The organism is Bradyrhizobium sp. 195 (assembly GCF_023101665.1).
GTDB lineage: Bacteria > Pseudomonadota > Alphaproteobacteria > Rhizobiales > Xanthobacteraceae > Bradyrhizobium.
In genome coordinates, this window is sequence record NZ_CP082161.1 from 3,639,041 (window position 1) to 3,656,008 (window position 16,968).

17 protein-coding genes are annotated in these 16,968 nt (G+C 64.8%); 14 read left to right on the forward strand and 3 right to left on the reverse strand.

Annotation, left to right across the window (positions count from 1 at the left end; all coding sequences use genetic code 11):
• Window positions 1-18: 18 nt before the first annotated feature.
• Complete coding sequence (locus IVB26_RS16600; protein WP_247972633.1) at window positions 19-903, reverse strand: SMP-30/gluconolactonase/LRE family protein; 885 nt, start codon at window positions 901-903, stop codon at window positions 19-21.
• A 98-nt stretch (window positions 904-1,001) separates the two neighbouring features.
• Between IVB26_RS16600 and IVB26_RS16605 the strand changes: the two genes are divergently transcribed.
• The gene (locus IVB26_RS16605) at window positions 1,002-1,676 is read left to right on the forward strand and encodes a TetR/AcrR family transcriptional regulator (protein WP_247972634.1); all 675 of its coding nucleotides are present in this window, start codon (window positions 1,002-1,004) and stop codon (window positions 1,674-1,676) included.
• A 21-nt stretch (window positions 1,677-1,697) separates the two neighbouring features.
• On the opposite strand, the gene IVB26_RS16610 is transcribed toward IVB26_RS16605, so the two are convergent.
• Window positions 1,698-2,678, reverse strand: coding sequence for a Bug family tripartite tricarboxylate transporter substrate binding protein (locus tag IVB26_RS16610; RefSeq protein ID WP_247972635.1), 981 nt, complete (start codon window positions 2,676-2,678; stop codon window positions 1,698-1,700).
• Window positions 2,679-2,870: 192 nt separating this feature from the next.
• Here IVB26_RS16610 and IVB26_RS16615 point away from each other — a divergent pair, with 192 nt between their 5' ends.
• From IVB26_RS16615 to IVB26_RS16665, 11 genes are all read left to right on the forward strand, one after another.
• The gene (locus IVB26_RS16615; protein WP_247972636.1) at window positions 2,871-3,641 is read left to right on the forward strand and encodes an enoyl-CoA hydratase/isomerase family protein; all 771 of its coding nucleotides are present in this window, start codon (window positions 2,871-2,873) and stop codon (window positions 3,639-3,641) included.
• A 1-nt stretch (window position 3,642) separates the two neighbouring features.
• Window positions 3,643-5,775 carry an acetate--CoA ligase family protein gene (locus tag IVB26_RS16620; RefSeq protein ID WP_247972637.1) on the forward strand — a complete coding sequence of 711 codons (2,133 nt, stop codon included), beginning with the start codon at window positions 3,643-3,645 and terminating at the stop codon, window positions 5,773-5,775.
• 68 nt (window positions 5,776-5,843) lie between these two features.
• Window positions 5,844-7,061 (forward strand): ABC transporter substrate-binding protein, encoded by a 1,218-nt coding sequence (locus IVB26_RS16625; protein WP_247972638.1) that lies wholly within the window; start codon window positions 5,844-5,846, stop codon window positions 7,059-7,061.
• 57 nt (window positions 7,062-7,118) lie between these two features.
• The gene (locus IVB26_RS16630) at window positions 7,119-8,330 is read left to right on the forward strand and encodes an acyl-CoA dehydrogenase (RefSeq protein WP_247972639.1); all 1,212 of its coding nucleotides are present in this window, start codon (window positions 7,119-7,121) and stop codon (window positions 8,328-8,330) included.
• Between the two features lie 46 nt (window positions 8,331-8,376).
• The gene (locus tag IVB26_RS16635; RefSeq protein ID WP_247972640.1) at window positions 8,377-9,150 is read left to right on the forward strand and encodes an SDR family NAD(P)-dependent oxidoreductase; all 774 of its coding nucleotides are present in this window, start codon (window positions 8,377-8,379) and stop codon (window positions 9,148-9,150) included.
• Window positions 9,151-9,196: 46 nt separating this feature from the next.
• On the forward strand, window positions 9,197-10,216 hold the full coding sequence (locus tag IVB26_RS16640; RefSeq protein ID WP_247972641.1) for an acyl-CoA dehydrogenase family protein: 1,020 nt from the start codon (window positions 9,197-9,199) through the stop codon (window positions 10,214-10,216).
• Between the two features lie 11 nt (window positions 10,217-10,227).
• Entirely contained in the window at window positions 10,228-11,001 is a 774-nt protein-coding gene (locus tag IVB26_RS16645; protein ID WP_247972642.1) for an SDR family NAD(P)-dependent oxidoreductase, read from the forward strand.
• A 12-nt stretch (window positions 11,002-11,013) separates the two neighbouring features.
• Entirely contained in the window at window positions 11,014-11,829 is an 816-nt protein-coding gene (locus IVB26_RS16650) for a carboxymuconolactone decarboxylase family protein (RefSeq protein ID WP_247972643.1), read from the forward strand.
• A complete protein-coding gene (locus tag IVB26_RS16655) occupies window positions 11,826-12,293 on the forward strand; it encodes a tripartite tricarboxylate transporter TctB family protein (protein ID WP_247972644.1) in 468 nt (155 codons plus the stop codon). Before IVB26_RS16650 ends, IVB26_RS16655 begins: the two co-directional genes overlap by 4 nt.
• A 12-nt stretch (window positions 12,294-12,305) precedes the next feature.
• Window positions 12,306-13,805, forward strand: a complete 1,500-nt coding sequence (locus IVB26_RS16660) for a tripartite tricarboxylate transporter permease (RefSeq protein WP_247972645.1) — start codon at window positions 12,306-12,308, stop codon at window positions 13,803-13,805.
• A 22-nt stretch (window positions 13,806-13,827) separates the two neighbouring features.
• Window positions 13,828-14,982, forward strand: coding sequence for an acyl-CoA dehydrogenase family protein (locus IVB26_RS16665; protein ID WP_247972646.1), 1,155 nt, complete (start codon window positions 13,828-13,830; stop codon window positions 14,980-14,982).
• Window positions 14,983-15,436: 454 nt separating this feature from the next.
• On the opposite strand, the gene IVB26_RS42995 is transcribed toward IVB26_RS16665, so the two are convergent.
• On the reverse strand, window positions 15,437-15,559 hold the full coding sequence (locus tag IVB26_RS42995) for a hypothetical protein (protein ID WP_256468924.1): 123 nt from the start codon (window positions 15,557-15,559) through the stop codon (window positions 15,437-15,439).
• Window positions 15,560-15,766: 207 nt separating this feature from the next.
• Between IVB26_RS42995 and IVB26_RS16670 the strand changes: the two genes are divergently transcribed.
• Window positions 15,767-15,922, forward strand: coding sequence for a DUF6894 family protein (locus tag IVB26_RS16670; RefSeq protein WP_247972647.1), 156 nt, complete (start codon window positions 15,767-15,769; stop codon window positions 15,920-15,922).
• Between the two features lie 13 nt (window positions 15,923-15,935).
• Window positions 15,936-16,400: a metallophosphoesterase family protein gene (locus IVB26_RS16675; protein WP_247972648.1), complete on the forward strand. Its 465-nt coding sequence runs from the start codon at window positions 15,936-15,938 to the stop codon at window positions 16,398-16,400.
• The last annotated feature ends 568 nt before the right edge of the window (window positions 16,401-16,968 follow it).

Below are 16,968 nucleotides of genomic sequence, written 5' to 3' on the forward strand. Positions count from 1 at the left end.
GAGCCGATCAGTGGCCGATTAGTCCGGGGCAAACCTGTGCGCCGGCAGTCCGCGAACGCTCAGGCCTTCGACGGCGAACAAGCCGCCAGCGTCCGGATGGTCGTCCGCCAGCGCGTGGCTGCGCGAGATCGACGTCACGTAGAGAATATCGAGATCGGGCCCCCCGAAGGTCACGCTGGTCGGATGACGGGTCGGCATGTCGATTGTCCGAACGATTCTTCCATCAGGCGCAAATCGCGCGATCTTGCCGGTGCGCACGAGGACGGACCAGAGGTGGCCTTCCGCGTCGACCGTCGCTCCGTCGCAACCGGAGGCTTGCGCCTCCGTGTTGACGAAAATGCGCTTGTTCGTAAGCGGGCCATGCTGGCTGTAGTCATAGGCCCAGATGATCCGCCTGGCGCTGTCCGCGAGATAGAATGTCCGGCCGTCAGGGCCGAAGCACGGCCCATTGCTCACGGCGAGGTCCGTCTCGAGCAGTTCCAGCGCACCCGACTCGTCCAGGCGATAGAGACCGCCGAGCGGCGCTTCGTCCGCGGCGCGGTCTCCATGCATCGTGCCAGCCACGAAGCGTCCATAGAGATCGGCCTTGCCGTCGTTCAGGCGCACCTTCGGGTGGTCGAGCCCGATCGACGGACCTTCCGTCACCGCGCGCGTGTCGAAATCGTAAGCCGCAAATCCGTTGCGCAGGGCAAGTACCGCGCCGCCATCGTCTCGCAATGCCATCGAGCCGATCGGCGCGGGCACGCTGAACTGCTCGATCGCACCCGTGAGGGGATCAAGCGTGCGGATCAATCCGGCCAGCGCGTCGATCCAGTAAAGGCGCTGCCGGCGCTCGTCCCACACCGGGCTCTCGCCGAGCTGATCCTTTGTTGCGCCGATGCGCGTGATCCGGGCCGTGTTCATGGTTCCTCGCGCGGGATTCGTCGGGCTTGACCGATCGGTCGGTGAAAAACTAGTTTCATTCTAAAGACTCTCGGGCTGACGAATGGATTGCGGACCTCATGACTGAACTGTCGACGATGAAGGATGGCGTTGCGAACCAGGCCGAGGCCTCGGACCGCGTGCTCCAGATCCTCGCAGAGGCCGGGCGGCTGTTCGCCAGCAAGGGGTTCGAGGGAACTTCGATGCGCGACATCGCGCTCGCCTGCGGCATCTCCAAGTCGCTGCTCTACCATCATTTCTCCAACAAGGATGAAATCTACGCGCGCGTGGCGGTCGGCTCGACGCTCGAGCTCTATCTGTTCGTGCGCGATCGCATTCCCGACGGGCCGCCGTCGCAGAAGATCCGCGCTTTCATGGTCGCCACAGCGGAATATTTCCGCCGCTACCGCTGGGCCTGGATCGCCTCCACGACCGCCTTCTGGAACGATCCCGATCGTCAAAGGCACAAGGAGCGGCTGACGCGCCGCGACCGTTTCGAGAACTTTCTGCGTGGCCTGATCCAGGAAGCCATCGATGCCGGCGAAATCCGCAAGGTCGATGTTCCCATGACCGGTCGGCTGATCCTGTCCTCGCTCAACTGGATGCATCGCTGGTACAATCCAAACAAGTCCGCAACGCCCGAGCAGATCGCGGGAATATTCTTCGATATGATCTTCAACGGCCTGCGCAGCGGCGAGCTCGTCGAGCTTCCCGGAGCGGAGCCGCCCAAGGCCGGCCGGCGCAAGTCGCGCTGACCGGCGGGCGGCAGCCCCGCCTCATTCCAGAACGATGTTCTGCGCCTTGATCACCGGTCCCCAGAGCGCGGCGTCCTTGGTCAGTTGGGCGTCGAGCCGCTCCGGCCCGCCAGTATCGGCCATCAGGCCGTCGGTCTCGAGCTGCTTGGCGATCTCGGGCTTCTGCATCGCAGCGTTGGCCGCCGCATTCAGCCGCGCGATGACGTCGCGCGGCGTGCCCGCGGGCGCGTGCAGCGCGGTCCAGAACGAAGCCGTCAGCTCCGGATAGCCGGATTCAGCCAGCGTCGGAATCTCCGGGAAGCTCGCCATGCGCTTGTCCGAGGAGACCGCGAGAATGCGAAGCTGGCCGCCGCGCGCGTGCTCGATGACGGCGGCGGGCGTCGCAAAGTTGAGATCGCATTCGCCCGACAGCGTCTCCATGATCGAGGCCGGATTGTTGCGATAGGCGACCTCGGTGACGGCAAATCCCATCGACTTGCTCATCATGATACCGAACAGATGCGTGACGCTGCCAGGGCCGAGCGTGGCGTAGAACAGCGGCTTGTCGCGGCCCTTGGCATAGGTGACGAAATTCTTCACGTCGGTGGCGGGCGTCTTCGCGTTGACGGTCAGCGACAGCGGCCCGTTGCAGAGCATGGCGACGGAGGCGAAGTCCTCGAGCTTGTAGGGCAGGGCCTTGCGCAGCAGCACGTTCAGCGAAATCGGGCCGGTGCCGCCCGCGAGCAGGACCGATCCATCTTTGGGCGCGCGCGCCACGTATTGAGATCCGACGATGCCGTTGGCGCCGGGCTTGTTGTCGACCAGGACCGGCTGGTCGAGGGTTTCCGCCATCGCCTTCGCGATCGAGCGCATCAGGCTGTCGATCGAGCCGCCCGGCGCGTAGGGCACGATGATGAAAACAGTCTGCGATGAGCGTGCGCTCACGATGGCGGGCGCGCCAAACGGGGCGGCGAGGGACCCGGCGATCAGACTTGTCGCCTGGCGCCGGCTGATCCTGGGCATGCGAGTTCCTCCTCAAGGTCGCTTCTTTGATTGGCTGTAAATCTAACGACTGACCGATCGGTCGGTCAATAGAAGATCAACAGGATATTGCAAGCGATCGAAGTCGGTGGTATCAGCGCTCAAGGCTGACCGATCGGTCAGGACAAGCAAAATCAACGCAAGCAAGACGAACAGAAGTCCAGGAGGAAGCCAATGTCAGCAGATATCGTCACCCTCGAAGTATCGGATCACATCGCGCTGGTGACGCTGAACCGTCCTCCCGTGAACGCGCTTGATCGCGCCATGCGCGACCGCATCGTGGCCGTGTTCGACGAGATTTCCGAGCGCAGCGACGTCAGGGTCGCGATCCTGACCGGCGCCGGAAAGGTGTTTTGCAGCGGTGCGGATCTGAAGGATCGTCCGGATCCAGCGAAGATCGGCGCGTTCCACAGCCACAACCGGATCACGCGCGAGACCGGCAATTGCATCCGCGAGTGCTCGAAGCCGGTCATTGCGGCGATCAACGGCGTTGCGCTCGGCGCCGGCGTCGGCCTGATGGCCTCCTGCGATATTTTCTACGCCAGCGAGGACGCCGTGTTCGGCATGCCCGAGATCAATGTCGGGCTCGCCGGTGGTGCGGCCATGCTGAATACGTTGTTCGGTCGCTCGCTGATGCGCCGCATGTTCTTCACCGGCTATCGCGTGCCGGCCGCCGAGCTCTATCGCCTCGGCATCATCGAGGCCTGCACGACCAAGGAAAACCTGATCCCCGAAGCGATGAAGATCGCCCGGGAAATCGCCTCGAAGAGCCCGATCGCGATGGAGTACGCCAAGAACGCGGCGAACATGGTCGAGCTGATGCCGCCGCGCGATGCCTATCGCTTCGAGCAGAACATCACGATGGCATTGTCCAAGACCGAGGATGCCAAGGAAGCGCGGATGGCGTTCCTGGAGAAGCGCGCGCCGGTGTTCAAGGGGCGCTGAGATGCGGCCGGGAGAAGGTCTCGACGCGCTGATGTCGCCGCGGTCGATCGCGATCATTGGCGCCTCGCAAGAGGCGACCAAGATCGGCGGCCGGCCGGTCGATCTCCTGCGCCGGCACGGCTATGCCGGGCATATCTATCCGGTCAATCCCAAGGCCGCGATGGTGCAGGGGCTCAAGGCTTACGCCTCCGTCGCTGATGTGCCGGAGGCGCCGGATCTCGCCATCATCGCCGTTGACGCTGAGCGTGCGGGTGAGGCGGTGGAGCAGTGCGCCGCCCGAGGCGTCCGCAGCGTCGTCGTGTTCTCGTCGGGTTTTGCCGAGCTTGGCGAGCAGGGGCGCACCATGCAGGATCGGCTGCGCGTTGCCGCGCGCAACGGTGGCATGCGTCTGCTCGGACCGAACTGCCTCGGCGCCGTCAGTATCGCCGAGAAGAGCATCGCGACGTTCTCGATCGTGCTCGAGCACAGCATGCCGGCGGCCGGCTCGCTCGGCATCGTCTCCCAGAGCGGCAATCTCGGCAGCTACACCATGCGCCTCGCCAGCGAGCGCGGCGTCGGTGTCAGCCGTTTCATCACCACGGGCAACGAGTGCGACGTCGATATCGCCGACGGGATCGCCTGGATGGCCCGTGATCCCGCCACAAAGGTCATCCTGTGCTGCCTCGAAGCCTGCCGCGACGCAGGGCGCCTGATCGCGGCGCTCGAAGAGGCGCGCGATGCCGGCAAGCCCGTCATCGCCATGAAGATCGGGACGTCGGCGGCAGGCCAGGCCGCCGCAGCCTCGCACACCGGCGCCATGGCAGGATCGGACGCCGTCTTCGATGCGTTGTTTGCCCGTTGCGGCGCGGTGCGCGTGCGCAGCATCGACGAGCTCATCGATCTCGGTCACGCGGCATCGATCCTGCTGCCGGACCGGCTGCCGAAAGGGCCCGGCGTCGCGGTCCTCACGGCGTCGGGCGGTTTCGGCGTGCTGATCGCGGATGCGGCGCAGGCCGTCGGGTTGACGCTGCCGGAACTCGGGCAGGAGACGCAACGGCGGATTCTGGATCTGGTGCCGTTCGCATCGGCCCGCAATCCCGTCGATGCCACCGCGCAGATGTCGAGCCGGCCCGATCTTCTGGAGAAGATCATGTCCGCTGTCGTGGCGGACGAGCGTGCCGATACGGTGATCCTGCCGCTGCCGTTCTCGTTGCATCTGCCGCGCCTGCGCTCGATCTATATGGACACGCTGCGCAACATCCGGGCGCAATTCCCCCATCGTCCGATCATCCTGTGCGTCGACGGTCCGGCGGATGCGCTGGCCGAGCTGCACGGGCTTGGCTTTCCGACGGTGGAACGCTTCGACGGTTGTTGCGCAGCCATCGCTGCATTGGTGCGATTGCAGGCAGCGTCGACGGGTCCGCAGGACAGGCCCGCGGCGGTCGAGCGAGCGCAGCCGCTGGCAACCGATGCCTTTCGCAACGAACTCGGGGCCAAGCGCGCGCTTGCCGATGCCGGCGTTCCGGTCCTGGCCGAACGTCTCGTGCAGGATGCCGATGCGGCGGCACGTGCCGCCACCGAGATCGGCTTTCCCGTGGTGCTGAAGATCGCCTCGCCCGATCTGCCGCATAAGACAGAGGCCGGCGGGGTGGTCGTGGGCGTCGGCTCGGAAGCCGAAGGTCGGCGCGCTTATGCCCAGATGCGCGATCGCGTCGCCACCAGGGCGCCCAGCGCGACGATCGACGGCGTGATCGTGGCGCCGATGGCCAAGGGCGTCGCCGAACTGATCCTCGGTAGCCGCATCGATCCGGTGTTCGGACCGGTGGTGATGGTCGGTCTCGGCGGCATCTTCGCGGAGATACTCCAGGATTCCGCCGTGCAGATGGCGCCGGTCAGCGAGACGCAGGCCATGACGATGCTGCGATCGCTCAAGGCGTTCGCGGTGCTCGACGGCGCGCGCGGCCGGCCGCGCGCCGACCTCGCAGCCGCGGCCCGGGCCGTTGCCGCGCTGTCGCGCTTTGCCGCCGCGCATGCCGACACGGTCGCGGAGATCGACGTCAACCCGCTGCTGCTGCGCGCGGAGGGCGAGGGCGCCGTGGCGCTCGACGCGCTGCTGATCCCCCACGGCAAGCCTCCCGTCCGGGGGCATCACTGAACTCAAATCACAAGAGGCCGCAAAAGCCGGCCCAGAGGAAACGCAAAAAGCAAAAGCAGGAGGAAACGGTGAAGAGATCGACGATTGCTACGCTCAGCATGATTGCCTTGCTGTTGATGAATGCGCCGCTGTCCGCGCAGGGCATCTCCGGCGACGTCGTCAAGATCGGCATCATGAACGACCAGAACGGTCCCTATGCCGACAATTGTGGCCTCGGCTCGGTCGCGGCCGCAAAGCTTGCGGTTGCCGATCTCGGGGGAACAGTTGGTGGCAAGAAGATCGAACTCGTGATCGCCGACGACCAGAACAAGCCCGATGTCGGCGTCGCCATCGCGCTGCGCTGGGTCGACAATGAAGGTGTCGATGCCATCGTCGGCTGCTCGGCCTCGTCGATCGCGCTTGCCGTGCAGGACATCATGAAGAACCGCAAGAAGCCGTACATGCTGGCCGGCACCGCGGGCTCGTTCTTCACCAACGACAAATGCTCGCCGATGACGACGCAATGGGTGGTCGACACCTATGCCCAGCCAAAAGCCACGGTGAAGGCGCTGCTCGCCCAGGGTATCGACAGCTGGTTCTTCCTGACGGTGGACTATGCCTTCGGCAAGGCGTGGCAGGCGGATGCGACCAAGTTCATCGAGGCGGGCGGCGGCAAGGTGGTGGGCTCGGTCCTGCATCCGCTCAACTCGTCGGATCTCTCGTCGTTTCTGCTGACGGCGCAGGCCAGCGGCGCCAAGGCGATTGCGCTGGCCAATTCGGGCGCGGATTTCGCCAACGCGATCAAGCAGGCACAGGAGTTCGGGCTGACCAAGAAGCAATTGCTCGTTCCTCTCGGCCTCATGATCAGCCAGACGCATGGCATTGGCCTCAAGGATCTCCAGAACGTGCGGCTGACGACGCCCTTCTACTGGGACATGACGCCGGAGAGCCGGGCCTTCGCCAAACGCTATGCCGAGGCGACCGGCGGACAGCTTCTCAACGAGGGCAAGGCGGCCACCTACAGCGCCCTCACGCATTATCTGAAGGCTGTCGCGGCCACCGGTTCGGACGATGGCGACGCCGTGATGCGGCAGATGAAGAACACGCCGATCAACGATTTCGAGATGAAGAATGTCAGCATCAGGGTCGATGGCCAGGTCATGCGCCCGCTCTATGTCGCGCGGATCAAGGCGCCGGCGGAATCCAAATACGCCTACGACTATTACGACATCACGGGCACGATCGCGCCCGAGGATGCGTGGCGGCCGGCATCGGAGAGCGCCTGCGATCTTCTCAAGTCGCAGTAGGGAACAGGGAGCCGGGCCAGCCACGCTGGCCCGGACGGCGAAGACGGGAAACGGGCGATGAGTGTGGTTGAAGCTGTGCCGACGCAAGCCCTCGCGGGTGAGAACCTGACGGGCGGAGCCTATCGCGATGCGATGCATCGCTGGTTGCGCGCCAATCTGCCCGCCAGCTTCCGCAGCGATAGCGCCGCATTCGCGCCGCCCTCGCTTCCGCAGTCGGTGGGCTGGGAGGCGGCGATGTATCGCGCCGGCCTCACCGGCATCACCTGGCCGCAGGCCTATGGCGGGCATGGCCGTTCGCTGCGTGAACACCTCATCGCCAATCAAGAGATCGGCCGGCTTGCGATGCCGGAGAGCGTCAACTCGATCGGCAAGGAGCTCGCCGGTCCGATCATTCTGGCCGTCGGCACCGAGGAGCAGAAGCGACGCTTCCTGCCGGCGATCCTCGAGATGCGCAACATCTGGTGCCAGGGATTTTCCGAGCCCGAAGCCGGATCCGATCTTGCGGGTCTCCGCACACGCGCGACGCGAAGCGGTGACGGTTGGCGGATCAACGGTCAGAAGATCTGGACCAGCGGCGCATATCGCTCGCAGCGCTGCCTGGTGCTCGCCCGCACCGGACCGCTGGAGGACCGCCATCGCGGCCTTGCCATGTTCGCGGTGCCGCTGGATGCGAAGGGCGTGGGCGTGCGCACGATCAAGTCGATCGACGGCCGCGAGAGCTTTTGCGAAGTCTTCTTCGACGAGGTCGAGGTCGCGCAAGCGGATGCGATCGGCGCGCCCGACGAGGGCTGGGCCGCGGCGATCCGCGTGCTGGAAATCGAGCGTGCGACCAACCGCATGTATCGCGCCTGGCGGTTCGAGAACGAGCTGCGACATCTGATCTCGGCCTGCAAGGCTGATACGGCGTTGTCGGCGATAGTTGCGGACAGGCACTACGCGGTCAGGCTCGGTGAGGTCGCCGTCGAGATCGAGGTGCTGAAGGCGCACGTCGAGACCGCCGTCGAAGCGCTCGCGAGCGGTGACAAGATCGGCGCGCGCGGCAGTCTTGCAAAGCTCTATTGGAGCGAATCGCATCAGCGCTTTGCCGCGCTCGCGCTCGAGCTGCTCCAGCAGGCATCCTTGCCGCAGAACCCGGCGATCAAGGTGGCGCGGCGACGCTTCGAGGCTATCTACCTCCAGGCCCGCGCTGAGACGATCTACGCCGGTACGACCGAGATTCAGCTCGGGATCATCGCCGATCGCATCCTCCAGCTGTCGCGAGGCAAGTGATGGTCATCCTTCGCGTTGTCTCGCCGCGAACGGCAAGGAGCCGCTGATGTCCGACAGCCGGAGCGGAGCTGCGGGCCTGCTGAAGGATCGTCTCGTCGTGGTGACGGGAGCGGGCCAGGGGATCGGACGCGCCATCGCCCTCGGCGTCGCTGCCGCCGGGGCGAGGGTCGTCTTGACCGATCTACGGCAGGACCGCGCCGAGTCGGCCGCGCGCGAGATAGGGGACGGAGGCAAGGAAGCGGCGGCCTATTCGCTCGACGTGACCGATGCCACGGCGTGTCGTGACGTGGCAAAGCGTGTGGACGAGGAGGTCGGTCCCGTCGACGTCATCGTCAACAATGCCGGCATCATCATCCGGGAGCCGATCGATAGCCCGCGCGCCCATGAGAACTGGCGCCAGGTCTTCGACGTCAACGTCAACGGCACCTTCAATGTGGTTCATGCCTTTATCCCGGCGCTGCGCAGGACGCGCGGCTCCATCATCAACGTTGTATCCGTCGCGGCCTTCGGCGGCATGAATGGTGCGCTCGGCTATTCTCCGTCGAAAGGCGCGGTGAGGCTGTTCACGCAGGCCCTGGCCCGCGATCTCGCGGGCGATGGCATTCGGGTCAACGCCGTTGCGCCCGGCATCATCGCGACCGAGATGAGCGAGATGACCCGCGAGAATCCGGCGAGGTTGTCCGGCCTGATGGCGCGCACGCCGATGAAGCGTGTGGGGCAGCCCGACGAGATCGCGGGACCGGTGGTTTTTCTCGCCTCGGCGATGGCGTCCTATGTCAATGGCGTCATCCTGCCCGTCGACGGCGGATATCTCGCCTAGTGAACGATTGTAGTCGCAAGGGTTTTCGAAGAGGACGATGATGAGCATGGCGGTAGCACTTCAGCCCGACGAGTTCGCGGCGACCGCGGCGCGCGCAGTGACCGCATGTGCCGGTTTGGGCGTGCGCGAGCAGGCGCAAAATCTCGCCGGTGACGGTCTGCTCGGAATCATCGCGGATGAGGAGGTGGGGGGACTGGCCCTGTCGATTGGTTTCGCGGTGCCGGTGATCGCAGCCGCGCATTCGGGATTGCTCGCCTTTCCGCTTCTGGAGACCATTCTGGTCGGCCGCGTGCTGCAATCATCGCTGCCGCGTCTTGCCGCCGCGATCGTGTCCGGCGAGAAACTGGCCACCATTGCCTGGCAGGGCGAGGCTCGCGCCGAACGGGAGGGCGAGTTGCTTAAGCTGAGCGGCTCGCTCGGCCGCGCGCCCTGCGCGACGCAGGTCGACCACATCCTGGTGCGGATGAGCGACGGCGCCTCAGTGCTGATCGCGAGCGATGCCGAAGGTGTCGCGGTGGAGGAGGCGGCGGGCCTCGATCTGACGGTGCCGGAGCACACGGTGCGGCTGGAGAAGGTCGAAGTTCCCATTGGCTCGATCCTGCCGCCCGGCACATGGGACATGCTCAACTCGGATGCCACCGTGCTCCGGGCCGCGGCCATCCTGGGATCGGCCGAAGCATGCCTGTCGCTCGCACAGGAGCATGCCTCGACACGCCGCCAGTTTGGCCACGCCCTGTCTTACAACCAGGCCATTCGCCATGCGCTGGCGCGCCAGAAGCTCGCGCTCGAGAGCATCCGTCATGCGATCACGCGGAGCCTGTCCGACGACGGCGGCCCAGTGCAGCGCGATGCGGCGTTCCTGGCAGCGGCGACCTATGGCTGCTCGATCAGCGAGGGCGCTCTGCAGATCCATGGCGGCATGGGCTTTACCTGGGACGTGCCGGTGCATCGCCATCTGCGCCGTATCCGCACGCTCCAGGCACAGGGCGACGCCAGCGGCCTGATCAGGACGTTCGGCCGCCGTTACGTATCGGAAATTGCTCCGTTTGCCGAGGCAGGAGCGTGAGGGAGACAGCCATGACCGAAATCAGGGATCAGACGCTCGCGGGCCGCGTCGCACTCGTCACGGGCGCCGGAAACGGCATCGGGCGCGCAACCGCGCTGAAGCTCGCGGCGCGCGGCGCAATCGTCGGCGTCAACGATTTGAAGCGGGAATTCGTTGATAGCACGGTGGACGCAATCAAGGCCGCAGGCGGCAACGCGGTCGCGGTCACGCAGGACGTCTCCAGTCGCGACGGCATGCGGCAGGCGGTTCTTGCATTGGCGGAGGGGCAGAAACGTTTCGACATCCTCGTCAACAACGCGGCCTGGGTCCGCTATCAATCCGTTCCGGATATCGCCCCGGAAACCGTCGATCGCATGCTCAACATCGGCTTCAAGGCGGTGATCTGGGGGATCCAGGCCGCCGCCGAAGTCATGGATGCCGAGCGCGGCGGCGCCATCGTCAACGTGGCGTCAGTGGCCGGCCTGATCTCGGCCAAGAACAGCATGGTCTACAGCGGCATCAAGGCCGGGGTCATGGGCATCACGCGCGCGGCCGCGGCCGAGCTCGGCGCGCGCAACATCCGCGTCAACGCGGTGGCGCCCTCGGCGATTCCGACCGAAGGAACCATGCGCAACCGCAACGCCGAACTCGATGCGCGCCGGATCGAACGGACTCCGCTGGGCCGGCTCGGCACGGTCGACGACATCGCCAAAGCCATCTGTTTTCTGGCGGGCGATGAGAGCAGCTTCATCTCGGCGCAGGTGCTCACCGTCGATGGCGGGATCGTCCTGACCAACATTGCCTGACGGTTGATTGCAATGTCCCATCTGACGCCGGAACAACAGGTGCTGAAAGAGGCCTACATCAAGGCACGCGGTTATTGGCGGCCCTGGACGGAAGGCCTGTTGCGCCTCGATCCCGGGTTTCTCGACACCTATGGCAGATATGCAGGCTATCCCGCGGCCGCGGGACCGCTGTCTTCCAAAATGTGCGAGCTGATCTACGTCGCGCTCGACGGCTCGTCGACGCATCTGTTTCGCTCCGGCCTCGCGCTCCATCTTCGCCTCGCGCTTCAGGAAGGCGCCACGGCACGCGAGATCGTCGACGTGTTCCGCCTCGCGACGGCTCAGGGATTGGACGGCTGCAATCTCGGCATCGGGATCCTGGCGGAGGAATTGGCGAGCGTCGGTCGGGACGTCGACCAGCCCGAGCTCTCGGATGAGCAGCGCGCGCTACGTGATGCCTATGTCGCACAATTCGGGGACTGGCCTGATTTCTGCGAGCAGTGGCTGCGGCGCGATCCCGGCTATTTCACTGTTTTGCTGGATCTCCTCGCAGGCGGGCATGCCGGAGACGGTCTCGACCAACGTTCGCAATGCCTGATCTCGATCGCGTTGAACGCCTGCTTCACGGCGCTCAATCCGCATGGGCTGCGCGTGCGGATCAGGCGCGCCCTGCGGCTCGGCATCGCGCAGCGGGAGATCCTTCAGGTTCTCCAGATGACGGCTCATCTCGGCGTCCATGCCTGCGCGATCGGCGTGCCGGTTCTGATGGAAGCGCTCGACGAGCGCGCTGCGAAGGCCGGTGCAGGCGAGGACGGGAAAGCATCGGCCCAGGGAGGGGGACGGGAATGAAGGGATTACCGATCCGCAATCAGAGGGCTTTCGCGTCCGGCGCCCTGTTCCTCGCCTTTGCGATCTTCTTCTTCGTCGAGGCGCTGGCGTATCCCGCGGGCACGGCCGCGAAGATGGGGCCCGGATATTTCCCGCGCCTGCTCGCGATCGTGCTCGCCGCCATCGGTCTCGTCGTGATCTTCAGTGCGTTGAAGCCGACCGCGGAATCGCAGGTGCTGCGCAAATGGGACTTCAAGGGACTCGCCTGGGTAACCGGCTCCGTCGTCCTGTTCGGCGCCCTGCTGTTTCCGCTCGGCCTGGCCGGAGCCCTGTTCGTCCTGATCATGGTGTCGAGCCGGGCCAGTCACGAGTTCACCTGGACGGGTGCGCTGGCGAATACGGCCGTTCTGATCGCGCTGTGTCTGGCCATCTTCGTCTACGGCCTCGGGTTGCCATTGCCCGTCTGGCCTTCTCTTCTCAACTGAGTGAGCCGATCGATGGATCTCTTCCACAATCTGGCGATCGGCTTTGCTACGGCAGCCCAGCCCGCCAATCTGCTCTACGCCTTCGTCGGCTGTCTGCTCGGGACCTTGATCGGCGTGCTTCCGGGCCTTGGGCCGCTCGCGACCATCGCGATGCTGCTGCCGATCACCTATGCGCTGCCGCCGGATGCCGCGCTGATCATGCTCGCCGGAATCTATTATGGCGCGCAATACGGCGGCTCGACCACGGCCATCGTCGTCAATCTGCCCGGAGAGTCTTCATCGGTCGTGACCACGATCGACGGCTATCAGATGGCCAAGCAGGGCCGCGCCGGCGTGGCGCTCGCGACGGCTGCGATCGGCTCGTTCTTCGCCGGATGCGTGGCGACGCTTGCCTTGGCAGCCCTTGCAGGCCCGCTGACGGCGACCGCGCTGCTGTTCGGTCCCAAGGAATTCTTCGCGCTCATGATCCTGGGCCTGATCCTCGCCTCGGTGCTGTCGAGCGGTCCGTTCATCGAAGGCATCGGCATGGTCGTGCTGGGTATGCTCTTGAGTCTCGTCGGCACTGATCTCAACAGCGGCAGCCAGCGTTTCGCGTTCGGCATTCCCCAGCTGTTCGACGGCCTCGATTTCGTACCGCTGGCGATGGGCATCTTCGGCTTTGCCGAGATCGTCAAGAATCTGGAGCAGGACGACAAGTTGTCACTGGTGACGCAGAAGATCACCAATCTGTTTCCGACCCGCGACGATTTCCATCGCATGGTGCCGGCGATGCTGCGCGGAACGGTGCTCGGCACGCTGCTGGGCGTATTGCCCGGCGGCGGCGCGGTGCTGTCGTCTTTTGCATCCTATACGTTGGAGAAGAAGCTGTCGCGGCATCCCGAGCAGTTCGGCAAGGGCGCTATCGAGGGTGTTGCCGGACCGGAATCGGCGAACAATGCCGGCGCCCAGACCTCGTTCATTCCGCTGCTGACGCTCGGCGTTCCCTCCAACGTCGTGATGGCCCTGATGGTCGGCGCCATGAACATCCACAACATCCACCCGGGCCCGGAGGTGATGACGAAGAACCCGACCCTGTTCTGGGGTCTGATCGCCTCGATGTGGGTTGGCAATCTGATGCTGCTGATCCTCAATCTTCCGTTGGTCGGGCTGTGGGTGAAGCTGCTCACCATTCCCTATCGATATCTGTTCCCGGCGATCATGGTGTTCTGCTCGATTGGCGTCTACTCGATCAACGGCGGAACGTTCGAGGTCTACGAGGCTGCATTGTTCTGTGTGTTCGGCTACGTCCTGATCAAGCTGCAGCTGCCGGCGGCGCCGCTGTTGCTGGGTCTCGTTTTAGGTCCTGCCATCGAGGAGAATTTCCGCCGGGCCATGGTGCTGTCGCGCGGCGACGCCACCGTGCTGCTGACCTCGCCGCTCTCGGCGAGCCTGCTGGCCGCGGCTGCGATCGCGATCCTCCTGATCATGCTACCGACGATCCGCGCGCGACGCGAGGAGGCGCTCCAGGAATGAGCGGCACCGGAAGGCCAATGTCATGATCCGCGACCCTGCTGCTTTCGAAGCGCTGCTCGACCGTGTTCGCCGGTTTGTCCGCGACGTCGCCATTCCCGCCGAGGCGCGTGTTGAAAGCAGCGATGAGGTCCCCACGGACATCGTCGCCACCATGCGCACTGAGGGATTCTTCGGCTGGAGCATCCCGGAGGCCTATGGCGGGGCCGGGCTCACCACCGAGGAGCTCGTCCTGGCGGCGTTCGAGCTGTCGCAATGTTCGGTCGCCTTTCGCGCCCGCGTCGGCACCAACACCGGCATCGGCTCAGAGGGAATCGTCGCCGACGGGACCGAGCAGCAGAAGCAGACCTACCTGCCGCGCCTTGCCAGCGGCGAGTGGACCGGCTGCCTCGCCGTGACCGAGCCCGACGCAGGCTCGGAGGCCTCGAACGTCCGGACCACCGCCCGCCGCGACGGCGATCAGTACATTCTCGACGGCGAGAAATGCTTCATCACCAACGCGCCACTTGCGGACGTCTTCACCGTCACGGCGCGAAGCGATCCGCATTCGAAGGGCGCGGCGGGCGTCTCGGCTTTCATCGTCGAGCGCGGCAGTTCCGGCCTTGTGACCGGCTCGCCGTATCGCAAGATGGGGCAGGCGGGCTCGCCCGTCAGCGCCGTCTATTTCAACCAATGCCGGGTGCCCGCGGCCAATCTGATCGGCGGCCGCGAGGGCGCGGGCTTCAAGACCATCATGAATGTGCTGAACAAGCAGCGCATTCATCTGGCCGCGCTGTCGACCGGGCCGGCGATCCGGATGCTCGACATGGTCATCCGCCACACCACCAGCCGCGTCCAGTTCGGCGAGCCGGTTGCGAACTATCAGCTGGTGCAGGCGATGATCGCCGACTGCCGCACTGAGATCTTCGCGGCGCAATCGATGATCCTCGAAACAGCGCGCAAGCGCGACCGGGGCGAGGACGTCGCGCTCGAAGCGTCGATGTGCAAGTATTTCGCGACCGAGATGTGCGGCCGCGTGGCCGATCGTTGCGTGCAGATGTTCGGCGGTGCCGGCTACATCGCCGATCACTCCTCGATCGAGCGCTGGTACAGAGACGTGCGGCTGTTCCGGCTCTACGAGGGGACCAGCCAGATTCACCAGCTCAACATCGCGCGCCTCGTGCTGCGGGACGCAGTGTGATCCGCCAACTACGTTCAATGTGTTTCGGGGACGCTGGACAAGCTTTTGGTGAGACCGGATGGCATCGGGCCCGAGGTTGGCGGGTGGATTTTCGCTGACTCCTTCGGTTTGATGATCCGCGGCGATCGATATTGCCAGGCGCTTTCGACGCAACATGCTTAAGACGAGCACAATCACGACCGCGATCCATACGACCGCCGCGACCGCGAGAAAGATGAAGAGCGTCTGCTGGATCTGCTCGGATTGGAGCCCTTGCGGGTCGAGCGCTGACTGCCGTCCGGCGCACGCAACCAGCAGGTAGGGCATGCATAACACCAGACCCCTTCGCAACCAGACCTGCATAGACGCTTCGCGTGCTCCGCTTCAGAGGCGGAACCGGTCCATCCTACAAAGGTTCCTGTTCAGGCAATCGGGAGCGTGAACCGGGAGACTATGTCCTCACCGCGCCAACCGATCAGAATGGCCAGCCTTTGGCGGCGATCACGATGGCCGCATCTCCTGCTGCCATCAGCAACAGGACCAGGGGAACGGCGATAATTGCGCCCGGTTGGGCAAGTACGCGCAACTCTTCCAGCATGTTCAGCTCCCGAGTGCCGGTGGTTCGACGCTGCAATGCCTCGCTGACGGGCAGGTTCCTCTCGGATGCGGTAACAGCCGTGCCCTTCGCCTCGGAACGAAGGCCTGGGACCGCACGTTCCTGCGGGCGAACTTGAGGGATTGACTTGCCGCGTTATCATTTCGACCTTGTGGATTCTAAGACCGTAGCCGACGAAGGAGGGCCGACTTGCCCGATGACATCAACGCTCTGAATGTCGCGGAGGAGATTGCAGGGCGGCTCCTGAAAGAGCGGCCCGAACTCGCGGGGCGTCACTTCTCTATCCTCGTCACGAATCAGGACGGCGAAGAGGTCGGGCGGGTGTCACTAGATGTCCTCCATTGATGAGTGACCTCGCATGAAGATCGGGGTGATCTCCGACACGCACGGACTGCTGAGGCCGGAGGTGGCACACTGCTTCGCCGGGGTGTCGCACATCATCCATGCCGGGGATATCGGCGCTCTGGGCGTTGTGGAAGGCCTGCGCCGGATTGCGCCCGTCACCGCAATCCGGGGGAATGTCGATCGGGACGAGTGGGCCAAAGAGTTTCCGGAAACCGAGACGCTGCATCTCGGCGGCCGACGCTTCTACGTCCTTCACGACCTGAACGAGCTGAAGGATGGGACGGTCGAACTTGGAATAGACGTCGTGATTTCCGGCCATTCGCACCGCGTACGTATCGACGTCGCCGACGGGGTGCTCTACCTCAATCCAGGAAGCGCAGGAAAGAGGCGCTTCAAGCTGCCGATCACGGTTGCCACGCTCGAACTGGATCGCAGTGGTCCGCTCCAGCCCATCATCCATGACCTTGATGCTTGCTGAGAACACGCAGGCGGCTGCGAGCACGTCGTGTTACCTAATGCGTGTTCGACTTCTGCCACCGTTCCAGGTCGATCGGAGGTCGTTCCGGGTCGATCTGCTCTTTTTCGGGATTGCCCTGCCAGGGCTCGTTCGTCTGCCTGTGCGTCGTTCCTTGCGGCTGGCTACGTTGGTTGGAGCTGCGGCGATCAGCCCAGGAACGAGCTCAGCAGGAACTCATTTGCTCCGAATAGCGGATGCCGGTGCCTGGAATTTCCGGGACTTGAGCGAAAGGAGAATTCGATGCGTGTAACCAGGTCAGCTCTCATTTTGGTTGCGATGCTCGCAGCAGCTTCGATGGAGCCTGCTACTGCGCAGGGAGGGGGCGGAGGTGGAGGTTCGGGGGCCGGTGGGGGTGCGGGAGCCACTACAGCTCCAGGAACCAACGCAGCCGGAACAGCTCAATCGAGCGGCGGGTCCGGCCCGCGCGGTTCGACCACCGTCGGACGACCCGGCAATCTCGCGGGCGGCATCAACAGCGGACGGATCGACGGAACGGTCACCCCAGGCCCGTCGCTGCAGGGCGACGATC